This is a genomic window from Citrobacter sp. CK180 (genome assembly GCF_030333655.1).
Taxonomy (GTDB): Bacteria; Pseudomonadota; Gammaproteobacteria; order Enterobacterales; family Enterobacteriaceae; genus Citrobacter_B; species Citrobacter_B koseri.
Map to the genome: position 1 here is coordinate 171,661 of NZ_JAOWFM010000052.1, position 17,886 is coordinate 189,546.

A 17,886-nucleotide genomic window follows, 5' to 3' on the forward strand; every position below is an offset into this window, starting at 1 on the left:
ATGATCAATTCGCCCCGAGTGTGTATTCAGGTTCAGAGCGTCTACATTGAAGCACAATCTTCACCTGATGATGAACGTTACGTATTCGCATACACGGTAACCATCCGCAATTTGGGGCGAGCGCCAGTGCAGTTGTTGGGGCGTTATTGGCTGATAACCAATGGTCATGGCCGCGAAACCGAAGTACAGGGCGAAGGTGTGGTTGGCGTGCAGCCGCACATCGCGCCCGGAGAAGAGTACCAGTACACCAGCGGCGCCGTTATTGAAACGCCGCTGGGCACCATGCAGGGTCACTACGAAATGATCGATGAAAAAGGCGTCGCCTTTACTATCGATATTCCCGTGTTCCGACTCGCCGTTCCAACACTTATTCATTAAAACTAAAGCAATGGCAACATACCTCATTGGCGACGTTCACGGTTGCTACGACGAACTGATCGCATTGTTACACCAGGTGGAATTTACCCCCGGTTCAGATACCCTGTGGCTTACCGGCGATCTGGTCGCTCGCGGCCCTGGTTCTCTGGAAGTGCTCCGCTACGTGAAATCACTGGGCGACTGCGTGCGTCTGGTGCTTGGCAATCACGATTTACATCTGTTGGCCGTCTTTGCGGGCATTAGCCGCAATAAGCCGAAAGACAGGCTGACTCCGCTGCTGGAAGCACCAGACGCCGACGAACTGCTCAACTGGCTGCGCCGTCAACCGCTGTTGCAGGTCGACGAAGAGAAGAAGCTGGTGATGGCGCATGCGGGCATTACGCCGCAGTGGGATTTACAGACAGCGAAAGACTGCGCGCGCGATGTTGAAGCCGTGCTGTCGAGCGACTCCTATCCCTTCTTCCTCGACGCGATGTACGGCGATATGCCGAACAACTGGACGCCGGAGCTAACGGGTCTGGCGCGGCTGCGTTTTATCACGAATGCCTTCACCCGTATGCGTTACTGTTTCCCGAACGGCCAACTGGATATGTACAGCAAAGAGTCGCCGGAAAACGCCCCTGCGCCGCTGAAACCCTGGTTCGCCATTCCGGGGCCGGTTAGCGAAGCATACAGCATTGTCTTTGGTCACTGGGCGTCGCTGGAAGGTAAAGGGACGCCGGAAGGCATTTATGGTCTGGATACCGGCTGCTGCTGGGGCGGGGATTTAACCTGCCTGCGTTGGGAAGATAAGCGCTACTTCGTGCAGCCGTCGAATCGTCATCTTGATTCAGGCAAAGGAGAGGCGGTAAACGCCTGAGCGTTATTTTGTAGGCCGGATAAGGCGTTTACGCCGCTATCCGGCATTCACGCCACATTATTGCCTGATGGCGCTTCGCTTATCAGGCCTACAAATCCGCGTTACAACATGCCGGATTAACGACGTTCCAGAATCTCGAAGCAGTAGCTGTGAGAATTCTGCTCATCGGCGTCGTGGAACTCGCTGAAGACCGATTCCCAGTCATCCGGTTCGTAGTCCGGGAAATGGGTGTCCCCTTCCACTTCGGCATCAATATGCGTCAGATACAGTTTCTGCGCTTTCGGCAAGAACTGTTCGTACACGCGTCCGCCGCCAATCACCATAATCTCTGGCGCATCGCCGCAGGCGGCAATCGCTTCATCGACCGATTTCACCCACTGCACGCGATCGTCAGTGCCAGGCTGGCTGCTGATGACGATGTTTTTACGCCCCGGCAGCGGTCGCCCGATGGATTCCCAGGTATGGCGCCCCATAACCACAGGCTTGTTTAAGGTGTTACGTTTAAACCAGGCGAGATCGGCAGGCAGGTTCCACGGCATGGCGTTTTCCATGCCGATAACGCGATCTACCGCTAACGCCGCAATCAGACTGATCATTGAATATTTCCTGGATACAAAAAATTGTCGCCACTATACGGAAAGAGCAATCTTTCGTCGACTAACGAAAAGAGGAATAGCACGAAAATTTTCCGTTCTGCTGGCAACCCGACTTATTTAAAGCGGTGTCAGCTCGCAGGCCGCCATCAGGCCCAATGCCGGATGGCGGCATAAATGCCTTATCCGGCCTACGATGGTTTGTAGGCCCGGTAAGCGCAGCGCCACCGGGCAAATTGCCGGATGGCGGCGTAAACGCCTTATCCGGCCTACGTTGACGGTTTCACTTCCGGCTCATCATCTGCATCACCCGTATGTTTACCTTCATCCGTGCCTTGCCAGCCGTGGCGTTGAATTAACGATAAATGTTCACGGTCTTCAGTAATAATCTCGCTCAACATAGCGCTGGTGCGTTTATAGACAGCCGCGCGGGACGTTGGATCGTTTTCCCCTTTCGCCATCTCTTCCACCATCTGCGTATTAAAACGACGGAACAGATCGGCACGCTCGCGCGCCTCGTAGCGTCCCAGCCCTAATTTCTCCAGCGCCTGACGCCCTGTTTTTAACGCGCCTTCAAACGTTTCACGCTCCGGCATCTCAACACCGGCCTGTCGCAGACGGATGTAGTGATCGACATCGCGGGCGCGGGCAATAATTTGCAGGTCGGGGAAATGGGCTTTTACCATTTCTGTCAGTTGTAAACTGGTTTGCGGATCGTCAATCGCGTTGATCAGCACTTCCGCTTTCGCCGCACCGGCGGACTCCAGCAGATCCATGCGCGTCGCGTCCCCGTAAAAGACCTTCATGCCAAATTTGCGCAGCGTTTCAATATGATCCGGGTCATGGTCGAGAACCACCATTTTGACCCCGCTCGACAGCAGCAAACGCCCCGTAATCTGCCCAAAACGGCCAAATCCAGCGATGATCACACGCGGTTGCTCCGCATCGATCTCATCCGCTTCACGCGCTTCGCCGGTTGCGGATTTTTCCAGACGGCCCAGGAGCACCAGAAAAATGGGCGTCGCCGCCATTGAGAGCGCAACGGTGAGCGTCAGCGCCTTCGCCCATTCCGGGTCGAGTACATTGGCCATTTGCGCCGCGCCGAATACCACAAAGGCAAACTCACTCCCCTGTCCTAATAATACGGCAAACCAGAGACGTTGCTTATTCGGCACCCGTAGCGGCCTGGCGACCAGCCACAGCATTACCGTTTTAATGACCAGGAAACCGACCAGCAGGATAAGAATGCGTAACGGATTATCGATCAGCGTGCCGAAGTCGATAGACATGCCGACGCCGATAAAGAACAGCCCCAGCAGCAGCCCTTTAAATGGCTCTATGTCGCTTTCCAGCGCATGCCGGTATTCCGAGCTTGCCAGCAACACGCCCGCCAGAAACGCCCCCATCGCCATCGACAGCCCCACTTCTTCCAGCAGCAAGCCGAAGCCAAAGACCAGAAACAGGGCCACGGCGCTGAACACTTCACGCAAACCGGAACGCGCGACAAAACGCAACGCCGGACGCGTGACATAGCGCCCTAACAGCACCACCAGCGCCAGCGCCCCTGCCACTTTTAACGCAGACAGCGCAAAGACGCCCAGCGTCGTTGAGGCGCTGCTGGCGGCCAGCAAGGGGATCATCGCCACCAGCGGAATAGCGGCAATATCCTGAAACAGCAGCACGGCGAATGTGCTACGGCCCATTTGCGAGACGGTCAGGTTACGCTCATCCATCGCCTGCATCGCAATCGCCGTGGAAGAGAGCGCCAGCGTCATGCCGATCAGCTCCGCCACCTGCCAGCGCAGACCGAGGAACATACAGAACAGGCCAATCAACCCACCGCATACCACCATCTGCAACGCGCCGCCGCCAAAAACCGACGCACGCAATTTCCACAAACGCTGCGGGTCCAGCTCCAGCCCAATCACAAACAGCATCAGCACCACGCCAATTTCGGCGAAATGAAGAATAGCTTCAGCGTCCGTCACCAGACGCAGCCCCCACGGGCCGATAATACACCCGGCAATGAGGTAGCCCAGCACCGACCCTAAGCCCAGCCGGACGGCAATCGGCACAATCAGCGCGGCCGACCCCAGGTAAATCAGCGCCTGTATCAGCGTATGGCTATCCATGATTTGCCTCCTGCCACGCCAGCAAACGTTGCTTGTAGTGGCGCGCCTGCGCCTGGAGCGTTTCGTCATCACAGACAAACGTACAGTGCATCGCAAAAGGCGGTAGCCAGTTGAGCCCACAATAGAGCGCGGTAGCCTGTAACGGCTGCGAGAGCACGTCAAAGCCCGGATAGGCGCCAATAGCGAAGTGGCTTTCGCCTCCGCCGGTCGTCACGGCCCACATCAGATCTTTGCCCCGGAGCGCCATGCCGCCATGCCCGTAGGCCCAGCCATGCGCGAGGACTTTGTCCATCCAGAGTTTGAGTAAAGGGGGAACGCTGTACCACTGCATTGGATGCTGCCAGATGATAAGACGCGCGCGCGCCAGCGCCTGCTGCTCGGCGGCAACATCAATATTGAAGTCAGGGTAAAGTTGATAGAGCGAGCGAATTTCGACGCCATCCAGCGTCCTTGCCTGTTCCAGCATCCGTTTATTCGCATGCGAGTGCTGCGGATACGGATGGGCATAAATAATGAGGATCATGAAGTAGCCTGTTATTTTACATCTCTGTTTTACCACAGAGTGTAGTCAGTAATTTAACAGGCTAATAGTGAATATTATTGAGCAGCTAAATGGATAAAACTGAATTAATTATCCAGCTCGCTCATGTTCTTCACCTGATCGCGGTTGATCTGTTCCGTTTTACCGGTTTCTGCGTTTTTGTAGGACACCAGTCCGGTATCATCATCGACCTGTGGTTTACCATCGGTGACGATCGTTTTGCCGTCGGTGGTTTTTATGGCCTGGTTTGATGAACAGCCCGCTACGGTAAATACCGTCGCAGCGGCAAAAAGAGACGCAATAAGAAGTTGTTTTTGCATGGTGTTCTCCCTGCTTTTCAGTCATTTTCAGTGGTATACCCATTAACTATAGACTAACTGACTGACCTTAAAAGAAAATACAGAACACTCTGAAGATATCCCCTAGCACAGAGGCTTGTTGCGAATCGTCATACTGCTCGTCTGGGCAAGCGTCAGTCCACGCGTCTCCGGCGCAAAGGCGATGGAAATAAGCAGACCGATAAGTGAAATTCCCGCCCCCATCAGCATGACGTAGCTGATCCCATATCTGGTGATGAAGATCGGCAACGCCCACGTTGAAAGGATGGTGCCAATTCGACTCAGGGACATAATGACGCCCACGGCAGACGCGCGAATATCCGTCGGGAACAGCTCATTCGGGTAGAGCCACTGAAGGTTCCCCGGGCCGCCGGAGAAAAAGGCGTACACCGCAAAGGCCGCAACCACCAACCAGATCCCCATTTCTGGGATCAGCCCCAGCACAGCCAGCGCCAGCGTCATCATAACAAAGCTGCCGATCAGCAATGGCCGTCGCCCTATGCTGTTCAGCCAGTACATCGGCGGAATACAGCCCAGCATAAAGAACAAACTGATCACCACATTGCCCAGCGCCGCGCTTTTCCCGACGCCCAGCCCCAGCAGGCCGACAATCTGCGGGCCAAAGGTATAGATGGCGAACATCGGGATGACCTGGCAGGTCCAGATGGCGGCGACAAACAAAACAAACGGGAAGTGACGGCGATTAAACAGCTGTAAGAAGCGCGTCTCCTGGGGCGGTTCTTCATCGAACGCCACCGGCTCGCCAAACAGTTTAATCATCATCTCCTCGCACTCTTTCACCCGCCCCTTACGCAACAGCCAGCGCGGTGATTCGGGAAGATCGAAGCGCCCGATCAGGATCATAATGCAGGGAATTGCCGCACTCCCCAGCATCCAGCGCCATCCGCCCGCCACATCGTACAACCAGTAGCCAACCAGATCGGCGCAGGTGGCGCCGACGTACCACATCGCGGCAATAAAACTGATCGAGAAGGCGCGCTGGCGGGTGTTGGAAAACTCGGTAATCATCGAGGTGGCGATAGGATAATCCGCGCCAATCACCACCCCAATCAGCACGCGCATAACGAGCAACTCCATCGGCGATGAGACAAACATCGTCGCTACCGATATCACCCCAATGGCGATGATATCGATGAGGAACATTTTACGTCGCCCCACTTTGTCTGAGATATAGCCGAACAGCGACGTACCGACAAACAGCCCGGCCAGCGTGCCTGCCCCCAGCAATCCCAGCCACTGCGCATCCAGCTTCAGCGCAGGCGTGAGCTGCTCCAGCGCCACGCCAATCATGACCAGTACGTAACCGTCCAGGAACGGCCCGCCGCTTCCCCACAGCATAATTCTGCGGTGAATAGAGGAGAATTTAATGTCGTCAAAGTTCCTGGGCTGCTGCATAGCCGCGTCCTGTTTTGTTTTCACTTGATGCCTGATGGCACGACGCTTATCAGGCCTACGAATCACGTATTTTGTAGGCCGGATAAGACGCGTCAGCGACGCCATCCGGCATCAACCTCAGCCGTAGCGAAATTCCACGCCAAAGGTGCCGCGCGGGTATTCCCATTTCTCCAGCGCCGTCCCCAACCCGAGAATTCGACAGGTGCCGCACTCCAGGCACCCGGCGTAATCAAAACGCACGCTGCCGTCGTCCTGCTTTTTATACAACCCGGCCGGACACGCCTTGATCAGCACCTCCAGCGCCTGCTTATCCGGTTCGGTTTTCAGGATGATGTGCGGATTGTCTTCATCCACATTGAATTTATTGACGCCCAGTTTGACGTCCACATTGACGGGAGAAGTCATAATACGGTCACTCCTTTGATGCCATCCTTCATCAGGTTGATGAAGCCCACTTTCTTCGCGTGGCGCAGGATTTTTTTACGCACAGGGACGGGCGCGCTGCCATCGACGGTAAACAGATCGCGGGCAATGCCCACCGCCATTTCAGGGTAGCGCGTGAACATACGCGGGTTGTCCAGAAACGCCGGTAAGCGCTGGTACATACGCATATCCCGCATCGGCCCGTTGTCGAGATGCTGTTGATATTCCGCCAGCCCCTGTCGGCTGAAATCGTTGCTCTGCATGGCCGAAAGTACGGTCTTCGCCGCCGCTTCCCCTGCCGCGACGGCCAGATCCATACCGCGAATCGTAAAACCGAGGTTCATACACATACCGGCGGCGTCACCGGCAATCAGCACGCCGTCGCCCACCAGCTCCGGCTGCATATTCATTCCCGCTTCCGGGACGACGTGCGCGGCGTACTCCAGCAGTTTTCCGCCCGCAATCAGCGGCGCCACCGCCGGATGCTGTTTAAAATCTTCCAGCATTTGTGGAACCGACTTTTTCGCCTCTTTCAGATGATGCAGACCGCAAACCAGCCCCAAAGAGAGGGTCGTTTTATTGGTATAGAGGAAGCCGCCGCCCATCAGACCGTCGGTCGGAGAACCGGCAAACAGACAGGCCGCGCCTTCATTTCCCTGTAATCCGAAGCGATCCACAATGACCGATTCAGGCAACTCAATTAACTCTTTTACGCCTACCGCGACATGGGCGGCATCTACACGTTTCGCCATTCCCAGCTTTTCCGCCAACAGCGAGTTCACGCCATCAGCGAGAATGACCGTTTTCGCTTCAATAACGTCGCCATCCGCCTCAACGCCCACCACTTTGCCGTCGCGCTGAACAAGATTATCCACGCGGATGCCGGTTATCAGCTGCGCGCCCGCCTCTTCAGCCTGTTCCATCAGCCAGGCGTCAAATTTACTGCGCAATACGGAATAAGAGACCTGCGAAGGCGCGGCATCCTCGCCATTGACGTAATCCACCGCCATCGCCCCTTTTTCGGTCATAAAAGCGAGTTTCTCATGGGTGATCACGCGTTCAACCGGGGCATGTTCAGCAAAACCGGGGATAATGCGCTCCAGACTGTGCGCGTAGATGCGCCCGCCGGTGACATTCTTCGCGCCAGCGGAATTGCCGCGCTCAATAACCAGCACCTGCGCCCCTTCGCGGGCGAGCACCAGCGCCGCGACGGAACCCGCCAGCCCGGCCCCCACGATGATGGCATCAAAGATATCTTCGGACATAAGAACTCCAGATTTACCTGTCAGCGGCAGGGCCGATACCCACAAGCCCTGCCCGAGTGGATCAGCGTGCTAAAGCGCTCGTAAGCGCAGGCAGAATCTTCATCACATCGCCGACAATGCCGTAATCAGCGTATTGAAATATCGGCGCATTTTTATCTTTGTTGATGGCGCAGATGGTTTGTGAACCGTTCGCGCCCACCATGTGCTGGATCTGCCCGGAAATGCCCACTGCGAGGTAAAGCTCTGGTTTAAGCATCAGGTTGGAGATGCCGACATAACGCTCGTGCTCCATCCATTTTTCGTTTTCCGCCACCGGACGAGAACACGCCAGTTCCGCGCCAATGGCCTGACACAGCGCCTGGGCCAGCGAGATATTCTCTTTGCTGCCGATGCCGCGCCCGACGCTAACCACCAGTCGCGCTTTATCAAGATCGACCGTGTTGCTCTGGCGCGCCTGCGTTGCGGTGCGCGTTACGACGACATCTGGCGACTGCCACTGCACGTCATGCGACTCGCCGTGGCGGGACGCGTCCGCCTGTTGCGCCTCGAACGTGCCGCTGCCGACGGTGATCACCGCATACGGTGATGTGATGGTCTCTTCGCCAATCGCCAGCCCGCCGTAGACCATATGCCGGACGGTCGCATGGCCCTCCTGCTGCGTTACCGCACTGGCGTCGTTAGAGACGGCCGCCGCGAGACGAAATCCCAGCTTTGCCGCCAGCAGTTTGCCACGGCGGGTATTAGGCAGCAGCACCAGACCCGAATCCCCCTGCTGGCGAATCGTCTGCGCCATCACCCCGGCGTAATCTTCCACCATGCGGTCGTCCGGTTTACCGCGTAAATGCCAGATGTGATTCGCCCCCAGCTGGCGTGCCGTCTCGCCCTCGGCGTCGTGCTGCACAAACGCATGAATCTGCTCGCCTGAAGCCAGTGCGCCGCTCATCAGTTCCGGCAGACGAGAAGGGGTATCGCTGAATACCCAGACATGAGAAAACGTGTTCATAATATCCCCCGGTAATTAAATGATTTTGCGCAGATGTTCGGCGAACGCGGCGATCTGTTCTTCACCATCGCCTTCAATAACGATGCGCTGACGCTCGCGTTGTTTCGGTGCGGCGACCTTCTGGACGGAGTACGCGTCTGGCGCACTGAAACCAATATCCGCCGCAGACCAGACCTGCACCGGTTTTTTTGCCGCGCCCAGAATCGCTTTCATCGACGGGATCTGCGGAGCGTTAATGTCTGTGGAGACCGCCACCACCGCAGGCAGGGGAATACTCAGGGTTTCAATTTCATCTTCCAGTTCACGCTCAACGGTAAGCGCACTTTCCGTCAGGGAGAGGATTTTGCTCACGCCGTTGATGGCCGGAATGTTCAGCGTTTCACCCACCAGCAGGCTGACCTGCTGGGCATAAAGGTCGGAGGAACCGTCGCCGCAAACGATCAGATCAAAGCCCGATTTTTGCGCGGCGGCGGCAAGCGCTGCGGCGGTGCGTTGCGGCAAAGCCTGTTCAAACTGGTCGTCTATCACCACGACCAGTTCATCTGGCCCACGGGAAAGCACATCTTTACGCCCTTTGGCGTTGGTCAGCGCCTTGCCGCCTACACTCATGGCAATCACCTGGGCATCGCTTGCCTGCTGCTTTAACTGGCAGGCAGCTTCAATCGCATTCAGATCGTACTGACTGATTTTGGCATCCGCTTTGCTGATATCTAATGAACCATCGGCATTATTGATCGCAATATCCTGTTCATCAGGCACGCACTTGTAACAAGTAATTATCTTCATTGCATCTCCAGAAATCATGAAGGAAACGTCATCCATATCGGCGGTGTTAAATACAGATATCACGCTCTTTAATTCGGAAATAAAACTTTAATCACCAATATTGAAAATGTCACACGCTGATATTTACAACTTTCAATATTGTTAAGCACCTCACTAATATTGAACAGCACCCGTAGAACATAAAAATTTTCAATATTGTTTGATGGATCACCAATATTGAATGAGAGATGCGCGCAATTCGACCAAAATACATCACATCCAATTGTTTTAAATTGATTTTATTTGAAAATAAGGGTCAAAAACACCAGACAAAAAAGTGTGATCAACATAACGGATTACCGCAAAATGAATACCCATTATGAGTTACTCGCCAAAGCGACTCTGAGGTCTAACTGTCATCAGATTATTACTAAGAAAAATAAACAAAATATAACAAACGGGAACGTAACATAAATTTCGTTTTGACACTGGAATTGACTCATGAAAAATGAAAAGAGAAAGTCCGGGATTGAACCTAAGGTTTTTTTCCCGCCGTTAATAATTGTAGGGATACTTTGTTGGCTAACCGTCAGAGATCTCGACGCTGCGAATATTGTTATTAATGCCGTCTTCAGTTATGTCACAAATATCTGGGGTTGGGCATTTGAATGGTACATGGTGGTGATGCTTTTTGGCTGGTTCTGGCTGGTCTTCGGCCCTTACGCTAAAAAAAGATTAGGTGATGAACCGCCGGAATTCAGCACCGCCAGCTGGATTTTCATGATGTTCGCCTCCTGCACTTCCGCCGCCGTGCTGTTCTGGGGCTCAATCGAAATTTATTATTACATCTCGACGCCGCCCTTTGCTCTGGCACCTGGCTCCAACGGCGCCAAAGAGATCGGCCTCGCCTACAGCCTGTTTCACTGGGGGCCGTTACCGTGGGCGACTTACAGCTTCCTCTCCGTCGCGTTCGCCTACTTCTTTTTTGTTCGCAAAATGGACGTGATTCGTCCCAGCTCGACGCTGGTACCTTTAGTGGGCGAGAAACACGCGAAAGGGTTATTCGGTACTATTGTCGATAACTTCTATCTGGTGGCGCTGATCTTCGCGATGGGCACCAGCCTCGGTCTGGCGACGCCGCTGGTGACAGAGTGTATGCAGTATCTGTTCGGCATCCCTCATACGCTGGAACTGGACGCCATCATCATTACCTGCTGGATCGTTCTGAACGCCATTTGCGTGGCCTGCGGCCTGCAAAAAGGGGTGAAAATCGCCAGTGACGTGCGTAGCTATCTCAGCTTCCTGATGCTCGGCTGGGTGTTTATCGTCAGCGGCGCCAGTTTCATCATGAACTACTTCACCGATTCCGTCGGTATGCTGTTGATGTATCTGCCACGCATGTTGTTCTACACCGATGCGATCGGCAAAGGCGGCTTCCCGCAGGGCTGGACCGTTTTCTACTGGGCATGGTGGGTCATTTACGCCATCCAGATGAGTATCTTCCTCGCGCGTATTTCCCGCGGCCGTACCGTGCGCGAACTGTGCTTTGGGATGGTGCTCGGCCTGACCGCCTCCACCTGGATTCTGTGGACCGTTCTTGGCAGCAACACCCTGCTGCTGATGGATAAAAATATCCTCAATATTCCACAACTTATCGAACAGCACGGCGTGGCGCGCGCCATCATCGAAACCTGGGCCGCACTGCCATTCAGCACGGCTACGATGTGGGGATTCTTCATCCTCTGCTTTATCGCCACCGTCACGCTGATTAACGCCTGCTCCTACACGCTGGCCATGTCCACCTGCCGCGAAGTGCGCGACGGTGAAGAGCCGCCGCTGCTGGTACGTATCGGCTGGTCGGTGCTGGTTGGCGTTATCGGCATCGTCCTGTTAGCGCTCGGCGGGTTAAAACCCATTCAAACCGCGATTATTGCCGGAGGATGCCCGCTGTTCTTCGTCAACATCATGGTAACGCTCTCCTTTATCAAAGACGCCAAAGTGCACTGGAAAGATAAATAAACTCAATAAACTCCTTACAAATGAGGCTGGAAGATGGATTTTAATTTGAATGACGAGCAGGAACTGTTTGTCGCCGGTATTCGTGAACTGATGGCCAGTGAGAACTGGGAAGCCTACTTTGCCGAGTGCGATCGCGACAGCGTCTACCCGGAACGTTTTGTGAAAGCGCTGGCGGATATGGGCATCGACAGCCTGTTGATCCCGGAAGAACACGGCGGGCTGGAAGCCGGTTTCGTCACCGTTGCCGCCGTATGGATGGAACTGGGGCGTCTGGGCGCGCCAACTTACGTGTTGTACCAATTGCCGGGAGGTTTTAACACTTTCCTGCGTGAAGGGACCCAGGAGCAAATTGATAAAATCATGGCGTTCCAGGGAACCGGCAAGCAGATGTGGAACTCGGCGATCACCGAACCGGGAGCGGGATCGGATGTTGGCAGTTTAAAAACCACCTATACCCGTAAAAATGGTAAGGTTTATCTTAACGGCAGCAAGTGTTTCATCACCAGTAGCGCCTACACCCCCTACATCGTGGTGATGGCACGGGACGGCGCCTCCCCGGACAAACCGATTTATACCGAATGGTTTGTCGATATGAGCAAACCCGGCATCAAGGTTAACAAACTTGAGAAGCTCGGCCTGCGCATGGACAGCTGCTGTGAAATCAATTTTGACGATGTTGAGCTGGACGAAAAAGACATGTTCGGCCGGGAAGGTAATGGCTTTAACCGCGTAAAAGAAGAGTTCGACCACGAACGTTTCCTGGTGGCTTTAACCAACTACGGTACGGCAATGTGCGCGTTCGAAGACGCCGCGCGTTACGCCAATCAGCGCGTGCAGTTTGGCGAGACGATCGGCCGCTTCCAGCTGATTCAGGAGAAGTTCGCGCATATGGCGATCAAATTAAACTCCATGAAAAACATGCTGCTGGAAGCCGCATGGAAAGCGGATAACGGCACCATCACCTCGGGCGATGCCGCGATGTGTAAATACTTCTGCGCCAATGCCGCGTTTGACGTGGTAGACAGCGCCATGCAGGTATTGGGCGGCGTCGGGATTGCGGGCAACCACCGCATTACGCGTTTCTGGCGTGACCTGCGCGTTGACCGCGTCTCCGGCGGCTCTGACGAAATGCAGATCCTGACGCTCGGCCGCGCCGTGCTGAAGCAATACCGTTAAACATTGCCCGGTGGCGGGCCTACAAACCATCCGGCAATTTGCCCGGTGGCGCTGCGCTTACCGGGCCTACAAACCATCGTAGGCCGGATAAGGCGTTTATGCCGCCATCCGGCAATTTACCCGGTGGCACTGCGCTTACCGGGCCTACAAAAAATGCAGGAATTTATTTATGAACCGTTTACCGATGCCCACTTTCGGGCCGCTCGCCGGATTGCGGGTCGTGTTCTCCGGGATTGAAATCGCCGGGCCGTTCGCCGGACAAATGTTCGCAGAGTGGGGCGCGGAAGTGATCTGGATTGAAAACGTCGCCTGGGCCGATACCATTCGCGTCCAGCCGAACTATCCGCAGCTTTCACGCCGAAACTTGCATGCCCTCTCCCTTAACATCTTCAAAGATGAAGGTCGGGAAGCGTTTCTGAAACTCATGGAAACCACTGACATCTTCATCGAAGCCAGCAAAGGCCCGGCGTTTGCCCGTCGCGGAATTACCGATGACGTGCTGTGGGAACACAACCCCAAACTGGTGATCGCCCACCTTTCCGGTTTCGGCCAGTACGGCACGGAGGAGTACACCAACCTCCCGGCTTACAACACCATCGCCCAGGCCTTTAGCGGCTACCTGATTCAGAACGGCGATGTCGATCAACCCATGCCCGCATTCCCGTATACGGCGGACTATTTTTCCGGGATGACCGCCACCACCGCCGCGCTGGCGGCTTTGCACAGAGTGCGTGAAACCGGCAAAGGCGAAAGCATTGATGTGGCGATGTATGAAGTGATGCTGCGCATGGGCCAGTACTTCATGATGGATTACTTCAACGGCGGCGAAATTTGCCCGCGCATGACCAAAGGCAAAGACCCCTACTACGCCGGATGCGGGCTGTATAAATGCGCAGACGGTTACATCGTGATGGAGCTGGTCGGCATTACGCAGATCAACGAGTGCTTTAAGGATATCGGCCTGGCGCACATTCTGGGTACGCCAGAAGTGCCGGAAGGCACCCAGCTTATCCATCGCGTTGAGTGCCCTTACGGGCCGTTAGTCGAGGAAAAACTGGATGCGTGGCTGGCGACCCGTTCCATCGCCGATGTGCAGGCGCGTTTCGCCGAGCTGAATATCGCCTGCGCGAAAGTGCTGACCATTCCAGAACTGGAAAACAACCCGCAGTACGTCGCCCGCGAATCCATTACCGAGTGGCACACGATGGATGGCCGTACCTGTAAAGGGCCAAACATCATGCCGAAATTCAAAAACAACCCAGGGAAAATCTGGCGTGGCATGCCGTCGCATGGCATGGACACCGCCGCCATTCTAAAAAACATCGGTTACAACGAAGCAGATATACAGGAACTGGTCAGCAAGGGTCTGGCCAAAGTTGAGGATTAAACGCAAAGCGCTAACCGGTTTATCCGGTTAGCGCGCATGCCTATTTTCGAACGGATAACAGTGCAATGGATATCGTTGGCGGACAAAACTTACGTCAGATGTGGGACGACCTGGCCGAGGTATACGGAAATAAAACGGCGCTTATTTTTGAATCCAGCGAAGGCGTTGTCCGGCAATTCAGCTACGCGTCGCTGAATGAGGAGATCAACCGCACGGCGAACCTTTTCCTCGCCTCAGGCATTCAGAAAGGCGATAACGTCGCGCTGCATCTGGATAACTGCCCGGAGTTCTTTTTCTGCTGGTTTGGTCTGGCCAAAATTGGCGCCATCATGGTGCCGATCAATGCCAGGCTCCTGCGCGAAGAGAGCGCCTGGATTTTACAAAACAGCCGCGCGCAGCTCATCGTCACCAGCGCTGAATTTTATCCGATGTATCGCCAGATACTGCTTGAGGACGATACCCTGCTCAATCATATCTGTCTGATTGGCGAAAATGCGCCCGTTGAAGATAACGTTAGCCATTTTTCTCAACTGAAAGACCAGCAGCCTGCCACATTGTGCTATGCGCCGCCGTTATCCACTGACGACACGGCGGAGATTCTGTTTACTTCTGGCACCACCTCGCGGCCCAAAGGCGTGGTCATTACCCATTACAACCTGCGTTTTGCGGGTTACTACTCCTCCTGGCAGTGTGCGCTGCGTGAAGATGACGTCTATCTGACGGTGATGCCCGCCTTTCATATTGACTGTCAGTGTACTGCGGCAATGGCGGCATTCTCCGCAGGCAGCACCTTTGTGCTGATCGAAAAATACAGCGCCCGCGCGTTCTGGGGACAGGTACGAAAGTATCGCGCCACCGTCACGGAATGTATTCCGATGATGATCAGGACGCTGATGGTGCAGCCCGCCTCCCCGGAAGAGAGGCAGCATTGTCTGCGCGAAGTGATGTTCTATCTCAACCTTTCCGTGCAGGAAAAAGACGCTTTTATTGCACGTTTCGGCGTCCGGCTGCTGACCTCTTACGGGATGACGGAAACCATTGTCGGCATTATTGGCGATCGTCCCGGCGATAAACGGCGCTGGCCATCTATTGGTCGCCCTGGATTTTGCTATGAGGCGGACATCCGCGATGAGCAGAACCGCTCGCTGCCCGCCGGAGAAATCGGTGAAATCTGTATTAAAGGCGTGCCGGGAAAAACCCTCTTTAAAGAGTATTACGCCAGGCCGGAAGCCACCGCCAAAGCGCTGGAAGCCAACGGCTGGCTGCATACCGGTGATTCCGGCTATCGGGATGAGGAGGGATTTTTCTATTTCGTTGACAGGCGTTGCAACATGATTAAACGCGGCGGCGAAAATGTCTCCTGCGTCGAACTGGAAAACATTATTTCGGCTCATCCCAAAATTCAGGACATCGTCGTTATTGGTATTCACGATTCGATCCGCGATGAAGCCATTAAAGCCTTTGTGGTGCTTAATGAAGGTGAAACATTAACGGAAGAGGAGTTTTTCGCTTTCTGTGAACAGAATATGGCGAAATTCAAAGTCCCCTCTTTTCTTGAGATAAGAAATGATCTGCCCCGAAACTGTTCAGGAAAAATAATTAAAAAGAACCTGAAATAAGCATTCTTACCCGTCCGATTTTAAATAATGGAGTGAAGATATGAGTGAATCATTACATTTGACCCGTCACGGCCCGATTCTGGAAATTACGCTGGATCGCCCGAAAGCGAATGCAATAGACGCAAAAACCAGTTTTGAGATGGGCGAAGTTTTTCTCAATTTCCGTGACGATCCCGAATTACGTGTGGCGATCATCACCGGTGGCGGCGAAAAATTCTTCTCCGCAGGCTGGGATTTAAAAGCGGCAGCCGAAGGCGAAGCCCCGGACGCCGATTTTGGCCCCGGCGGGTTTGCCGGTTTAACCGAGATCTTTGACCTGGATAAACCGGTGATTGCCGCCGTTAACGGCTATGCCTTCGGCGGCGGGTTCGAACTGGCGCTGGCGGCGGATTTTATCGTCTGCGCCGATAACGCCAGTTTCGCGCTGCCTGAAGCAAAGCTCGGCATTGTGCCTGACAGCGGCGGCGTGCTGCGCCTGCCTAAGCTGTTGCCGCCTGCTGTCGTCAACGAAATGCTGATGACCGGCAGACGAATGGGCGCAGAAGAAGCCTTGCGCTGGGGAATTGTGAACCGGGTTGTCAGCCAGCAAGCGTTAATGGACAGCGCCCGTGAACTGGCGCAACAGCTGGTGAACAGCGCGCCGTTGGCGATCGCCGCCCTCAAAGAGATCTACCGCGCAACCAGCGAAATGCTGGTGGAAGAAGGCTATCGCTACATTCGCAGCGGCGCATTGAAGCACTACCCGTCGGTACTGCACTCTGAAGATGCGATCGAAGGCCCGCAGGCGTTTGCCGAAAAACGCGATCCGGTCTGGAAAGGCCGCTAGCGCCGTACTGCCGGATGGCGACAGCAATCACGGAGGAATAACCATGAGCTATTACGCCTTTGAAGGCCTGATTCCGGTAGTACATCCAGAGGCGTACGTGCATCCCAGCGCCGTGTTGATTGGCGATGTCATCGTCGGCGCCGGCGTCTACATCGGCCCGCTTGCATCGCTGCGCGGCGACTATGGGCGTCTGATTCTTGAGGCGGGTGCTAACCTTCAGGATGGCTGCATCATGCACGGTTATTGCGATACCGACACCATCGTGCATGAAAACGGGCATATCGGGCACGGCGCAATCCTTCACGGCTGCGTGATTGGTCGTGATGCGTTAGTGGGCATGAACAGCGTAATCATGGATGGCGCAATCATCGGCGAAGAGAGTATCGTTGCCGCCATGAGTTTTGTAAAAGCAGGTTTTGTCGGCGCGCCCAGGCAGCTGCTGGTTGGCGCGCCTGCACGCGTCAAACGTGATGTCACGGATGAAGAGCTGCACTGGAAACGGCTCAACACGCAGGAATATCAGGATCTCGCGGTACGCTGTCGGGCATCGCTATGTGAAACGCAACCCTTAACCCAGGTCGAAAAGAACCGGCCGCGCCTGAAAGGCACGACGGAGGTGAAGCCAAAATCGGCGTAGCGCTTTGTGCCGGATGGCGCTGGCGCTTATCCGGCCTACGAGTCAACACACCGTTGCAGGCCGGATAAGGCATTTACGCCGACATTACCGACGCATACTTTTTGATAGCATCATCTGCCATTTCTGCTCGCGGTTTAGCTCCGCGGGCGGAACCGGCATTCGCGGGGTTCTCTCCGCTTTTACCATCTTCTCCTGCGCGCTATGACCCAAACGCGCATAGAGCTGCGCGTCAATACGCTTAATACGCACCAGGCGTTGGCACTGGCATCCTCGCCCTTCCAGCTGATTAGGGATCGTCCTGGTCTCGCACTCTATTTCCCCCACTTCAGAAAGAATATACGAAACCGTATTAATCGCTTTGCAATAATCCATATTAAATTGCTTCGCGATCTCTTTGGCGCTCACCCACCGGTTTTCTGCCATTACCCAATCAGCAATTAACAAATAAAGTGGTTTCTCAACATATTTTTCACTCATAAGCACACCATTTTACAAATTAAAAATCTTGC

The 17,886-nt window shown here is 54.7% G+C and carries 18 protein-coding genes; 8 read left to right on the forward strand and 10 right to left on the reverse strand.

Annotated features, from left to right (window positions below):
• Positions 1–378 (forward strand): Co2+/Mg2+ efflux facilitator ApaG/CorD, encoded by a 378-nt coding sequence (gene apaG / locus OGV50_RS14485; protein ID WP_012134116.1) that lies wholly within the window; start codon positions 1–3, stop codon positions 376–378.
• Positions 379–388: 10 nt separating this feature from the next.
• Positions 389–1,237, forward strand: coding sequence for a bis(5'-nucleosyl)-tetraphosphatase (symmetrical) ApaH (gene apaH, locus OGV50_RS14490; RefSeq protein WP_012134118.1), 849 nt, complete (start codon positions 389–391; stop codon positions 1,235–1,237).
• A gap of 116 nt (positions 1,238–1,353) precedes the next feature.
• On the opposite strand, the gene folA is transcribed toward apaH, so the two are convergent.
• The 9 genes from folA to OGV50_RS14535 form a co-directional block, all read right to left on the reverse strand.
• Entirely contained in the window at positions 1,354–1,833 is a 480-nt protein-coding gene (gene folA / locus OGV50_RS14495) for a type 3 dihydrofolate reductase (RefSeq protein WP_012134119.1), read from the reverse strand.
• A 266-nt stretch (positions 1,834–2,099) separates the two neighbouring features.
• Positions 2,100–3,962, reverse strand: coding sequence for a glutathione-regulated potassium-efflux system protein KefC (gene kefC / locus OGV50_RS14500; RefSeq protein ID WP_200091353.1), 1,863 nt, complete (start codon positions 3,960–3,962; stop codon positions 2,100–2,102).
• Positions 3,955–4,485, reverse strand: coding sequence for a glutathione-regulated potassium-efflux system oxidoreductase KefF (gene kefF, locus OGV50_RS14505; RefSeq protein ID WP_049011235.1), 531 nt, complete (start codon positions 4,483–4,485; stop codon positions 3,955–3,957). The genes kefC and kefF overlap by 8 nt, the downstream gene beginning before the upstream one ends.
• 104 nt (positions 4,486–4,589) lie before the next feature.
• On the reverse strand, positions 4,590–4,823 hold the full coding sequence (locus tag OGV50_RS14510; protein WP_012134122.1) for a YgdI/YgdR family lipoprotein: 234 nt from the start codon (positions 4,821–4,823) through the stop codon (positions 4,590–4,592).
• Positions 4,824–4,925: 102 nt separating this feature from the next.
• Positions 4,926–6,257: an MFS transporter gene (locus OGV50_RS14515; protein WP_024130715.1), complete on the reverse strand. Its 1,332-nt coding sequence runs from the start codon at positions 6,255–6,257 to the stop codon at positions 4,926–4,928.
• A gap of 117 nt (positions 6,258–6,374) precedes the next feature.
• The gene (gene fixX / locus OGV50_RS14520; protein WP_012134124.1) at positions 6,375–6,662 is read right to left on the reverse strand and encodes a ferredoxin-like protein FixX; all 288 of its coding nucleotides are present in this window, start codon (positions 6,660–6,662) and stop codon (positions 6,375–6,377) included.
• A complete protein-coding gene (locus OGV50_RS14525; RefSeq protein WP_110494690.1) occupies positions 6,659–7,945 on the reverse strand; it encodes an FAD-dependent oxidoreductase in 1,287 nt (428 codons plus the stop codon). Before OGV50_RS14525 ends, fixX begins: the two co-directional genes overlap by 4 nt.
• 61 nt (positions 7,946–8,006) lie before the next feature.
• Entirely contained in the window at positions 8,007–8,948 is a 942-nt protein-coding gene (locus OGV50_RS14530; RefSeq protein ID WP_110494691.1) for an electron transfer flavoprotein subunit alpha/FixB family protein, read from the reverse strand.
• A gap of 15 nt (positions 8,949–8,963) precedes the next feature.
• Positions 8,964–9,734 (reverse strand): electron transfer flavoprotein FixA, encoded by a 771-nt coding sequence (locus OGV50_RS14535; RefSeq protein ID WP_049008001.1) that lies wholly within the window; start codon positions 9,732–9,734, stop codon positions 8,964–8,966.
• A gap of 480 nt (positions 9,735–10,214) precedes the next feature.
• On the opposite strand from OGV50_RS14535, the gene caiT reads away from it, so the two are divergent.
• The 6 genes from caiT to caiE all read left to right on the forward strand — a co-directional run bounded on the left by caiT (position 10,215) and on the right by caiE (position 17,377).
• On the forward strand, positions 10,215–11,732 hold the full coding sequence (caiT, locus tag OGV50_RS14540) for an L-carnitine/gamma-butyrobetaine antiporter (protein ID WP_012134129.1): 1,518 nt from the start codon (positions 10,215–10,217) through the stop codon (positions 11,730–11,732).
• 33 nt (positions 11,733–11,765) lie between these two features.
• Complete coding sequence (gene caiA, locus OGV50_RS14545; RefSeq protein WP_012134130.1) at positions 11,766–12,908, forward strand: crotonobetainyl-CoA dehydrogenase; 1,143 nt, start codon at positions 11,766–11,768, stop codon at positions 12,906–12,908.
• A gap of 169 nt (positions 12,909–13,077) precedes the next feature.
• Entirely contained in the window at positions 13,078–14,295 is a 1,218-nt protein-coding gene (gene caiB, locus OGV50_RS14550) for an L-carnitine CoA-transferase (protein ID WP_071257536.1), read from the forward strand.
• A 65-nt stretch (positions 14,296–14,360) separates the two neighbouring features.
• Positions 14,361–15,914 carry a crotonobetaine/carnitine-CoA ligase gene (gene caiC / locus OGV50_RS14555; protein WP_058668555.1) on the forward strand — a complete coding sequence of 518 codons (1,554 nt, stop codon included), beginning with the start codon at positions 14,361–14,363 and terminating at the stop codon, positions 15,912–15,914.
• A gap of 40 nt (positions 15,915–15,954) precedes the next feature.
• On the forward strand, positions 15,955–16,740 hold the full coding sequence (gene caiD / locus OGV50_RS14560; RefSeq protein ID WP_200091350.1) for a crotonobetainyl-CoA hydratase: 786 nt from the start codon (positions 15,955–15,957) through the stop codon (positions 16,738–16,740).
• Between the two features lie 43 nt (positions 16,741–16,783).
• Positions 16,784–17,377, forward strand: coding sequence for a carnitine operon protein CaiE (gene caiE / locus OGV50_RS14565; protein ID WP_012134134.1), 594 nt, complete (start codon positions 16,784–16,786; stop codon positions 17,375–17,377).
• 84 nt (positions 17,378–17,461) lie between these two features.
• On the opposite strand, the gene caiF is transcribed toward caiE, so the two are convergent.
• On the reverse strand, positions 17,462–17,854 hold the full coding sequence (gene caiF / locus OGV50_RS14570; RefSeq protein ID WP_012134135.1) for a carnitine metabolism transcriptional regulator CaiF: 393 nt from the start codon (positions 17,852–17,854) through the stop codon (positions 17,462–17,464).
• Between the last annotated feature and the right edge of the window lie 32 nt (positions 17,855–17,886).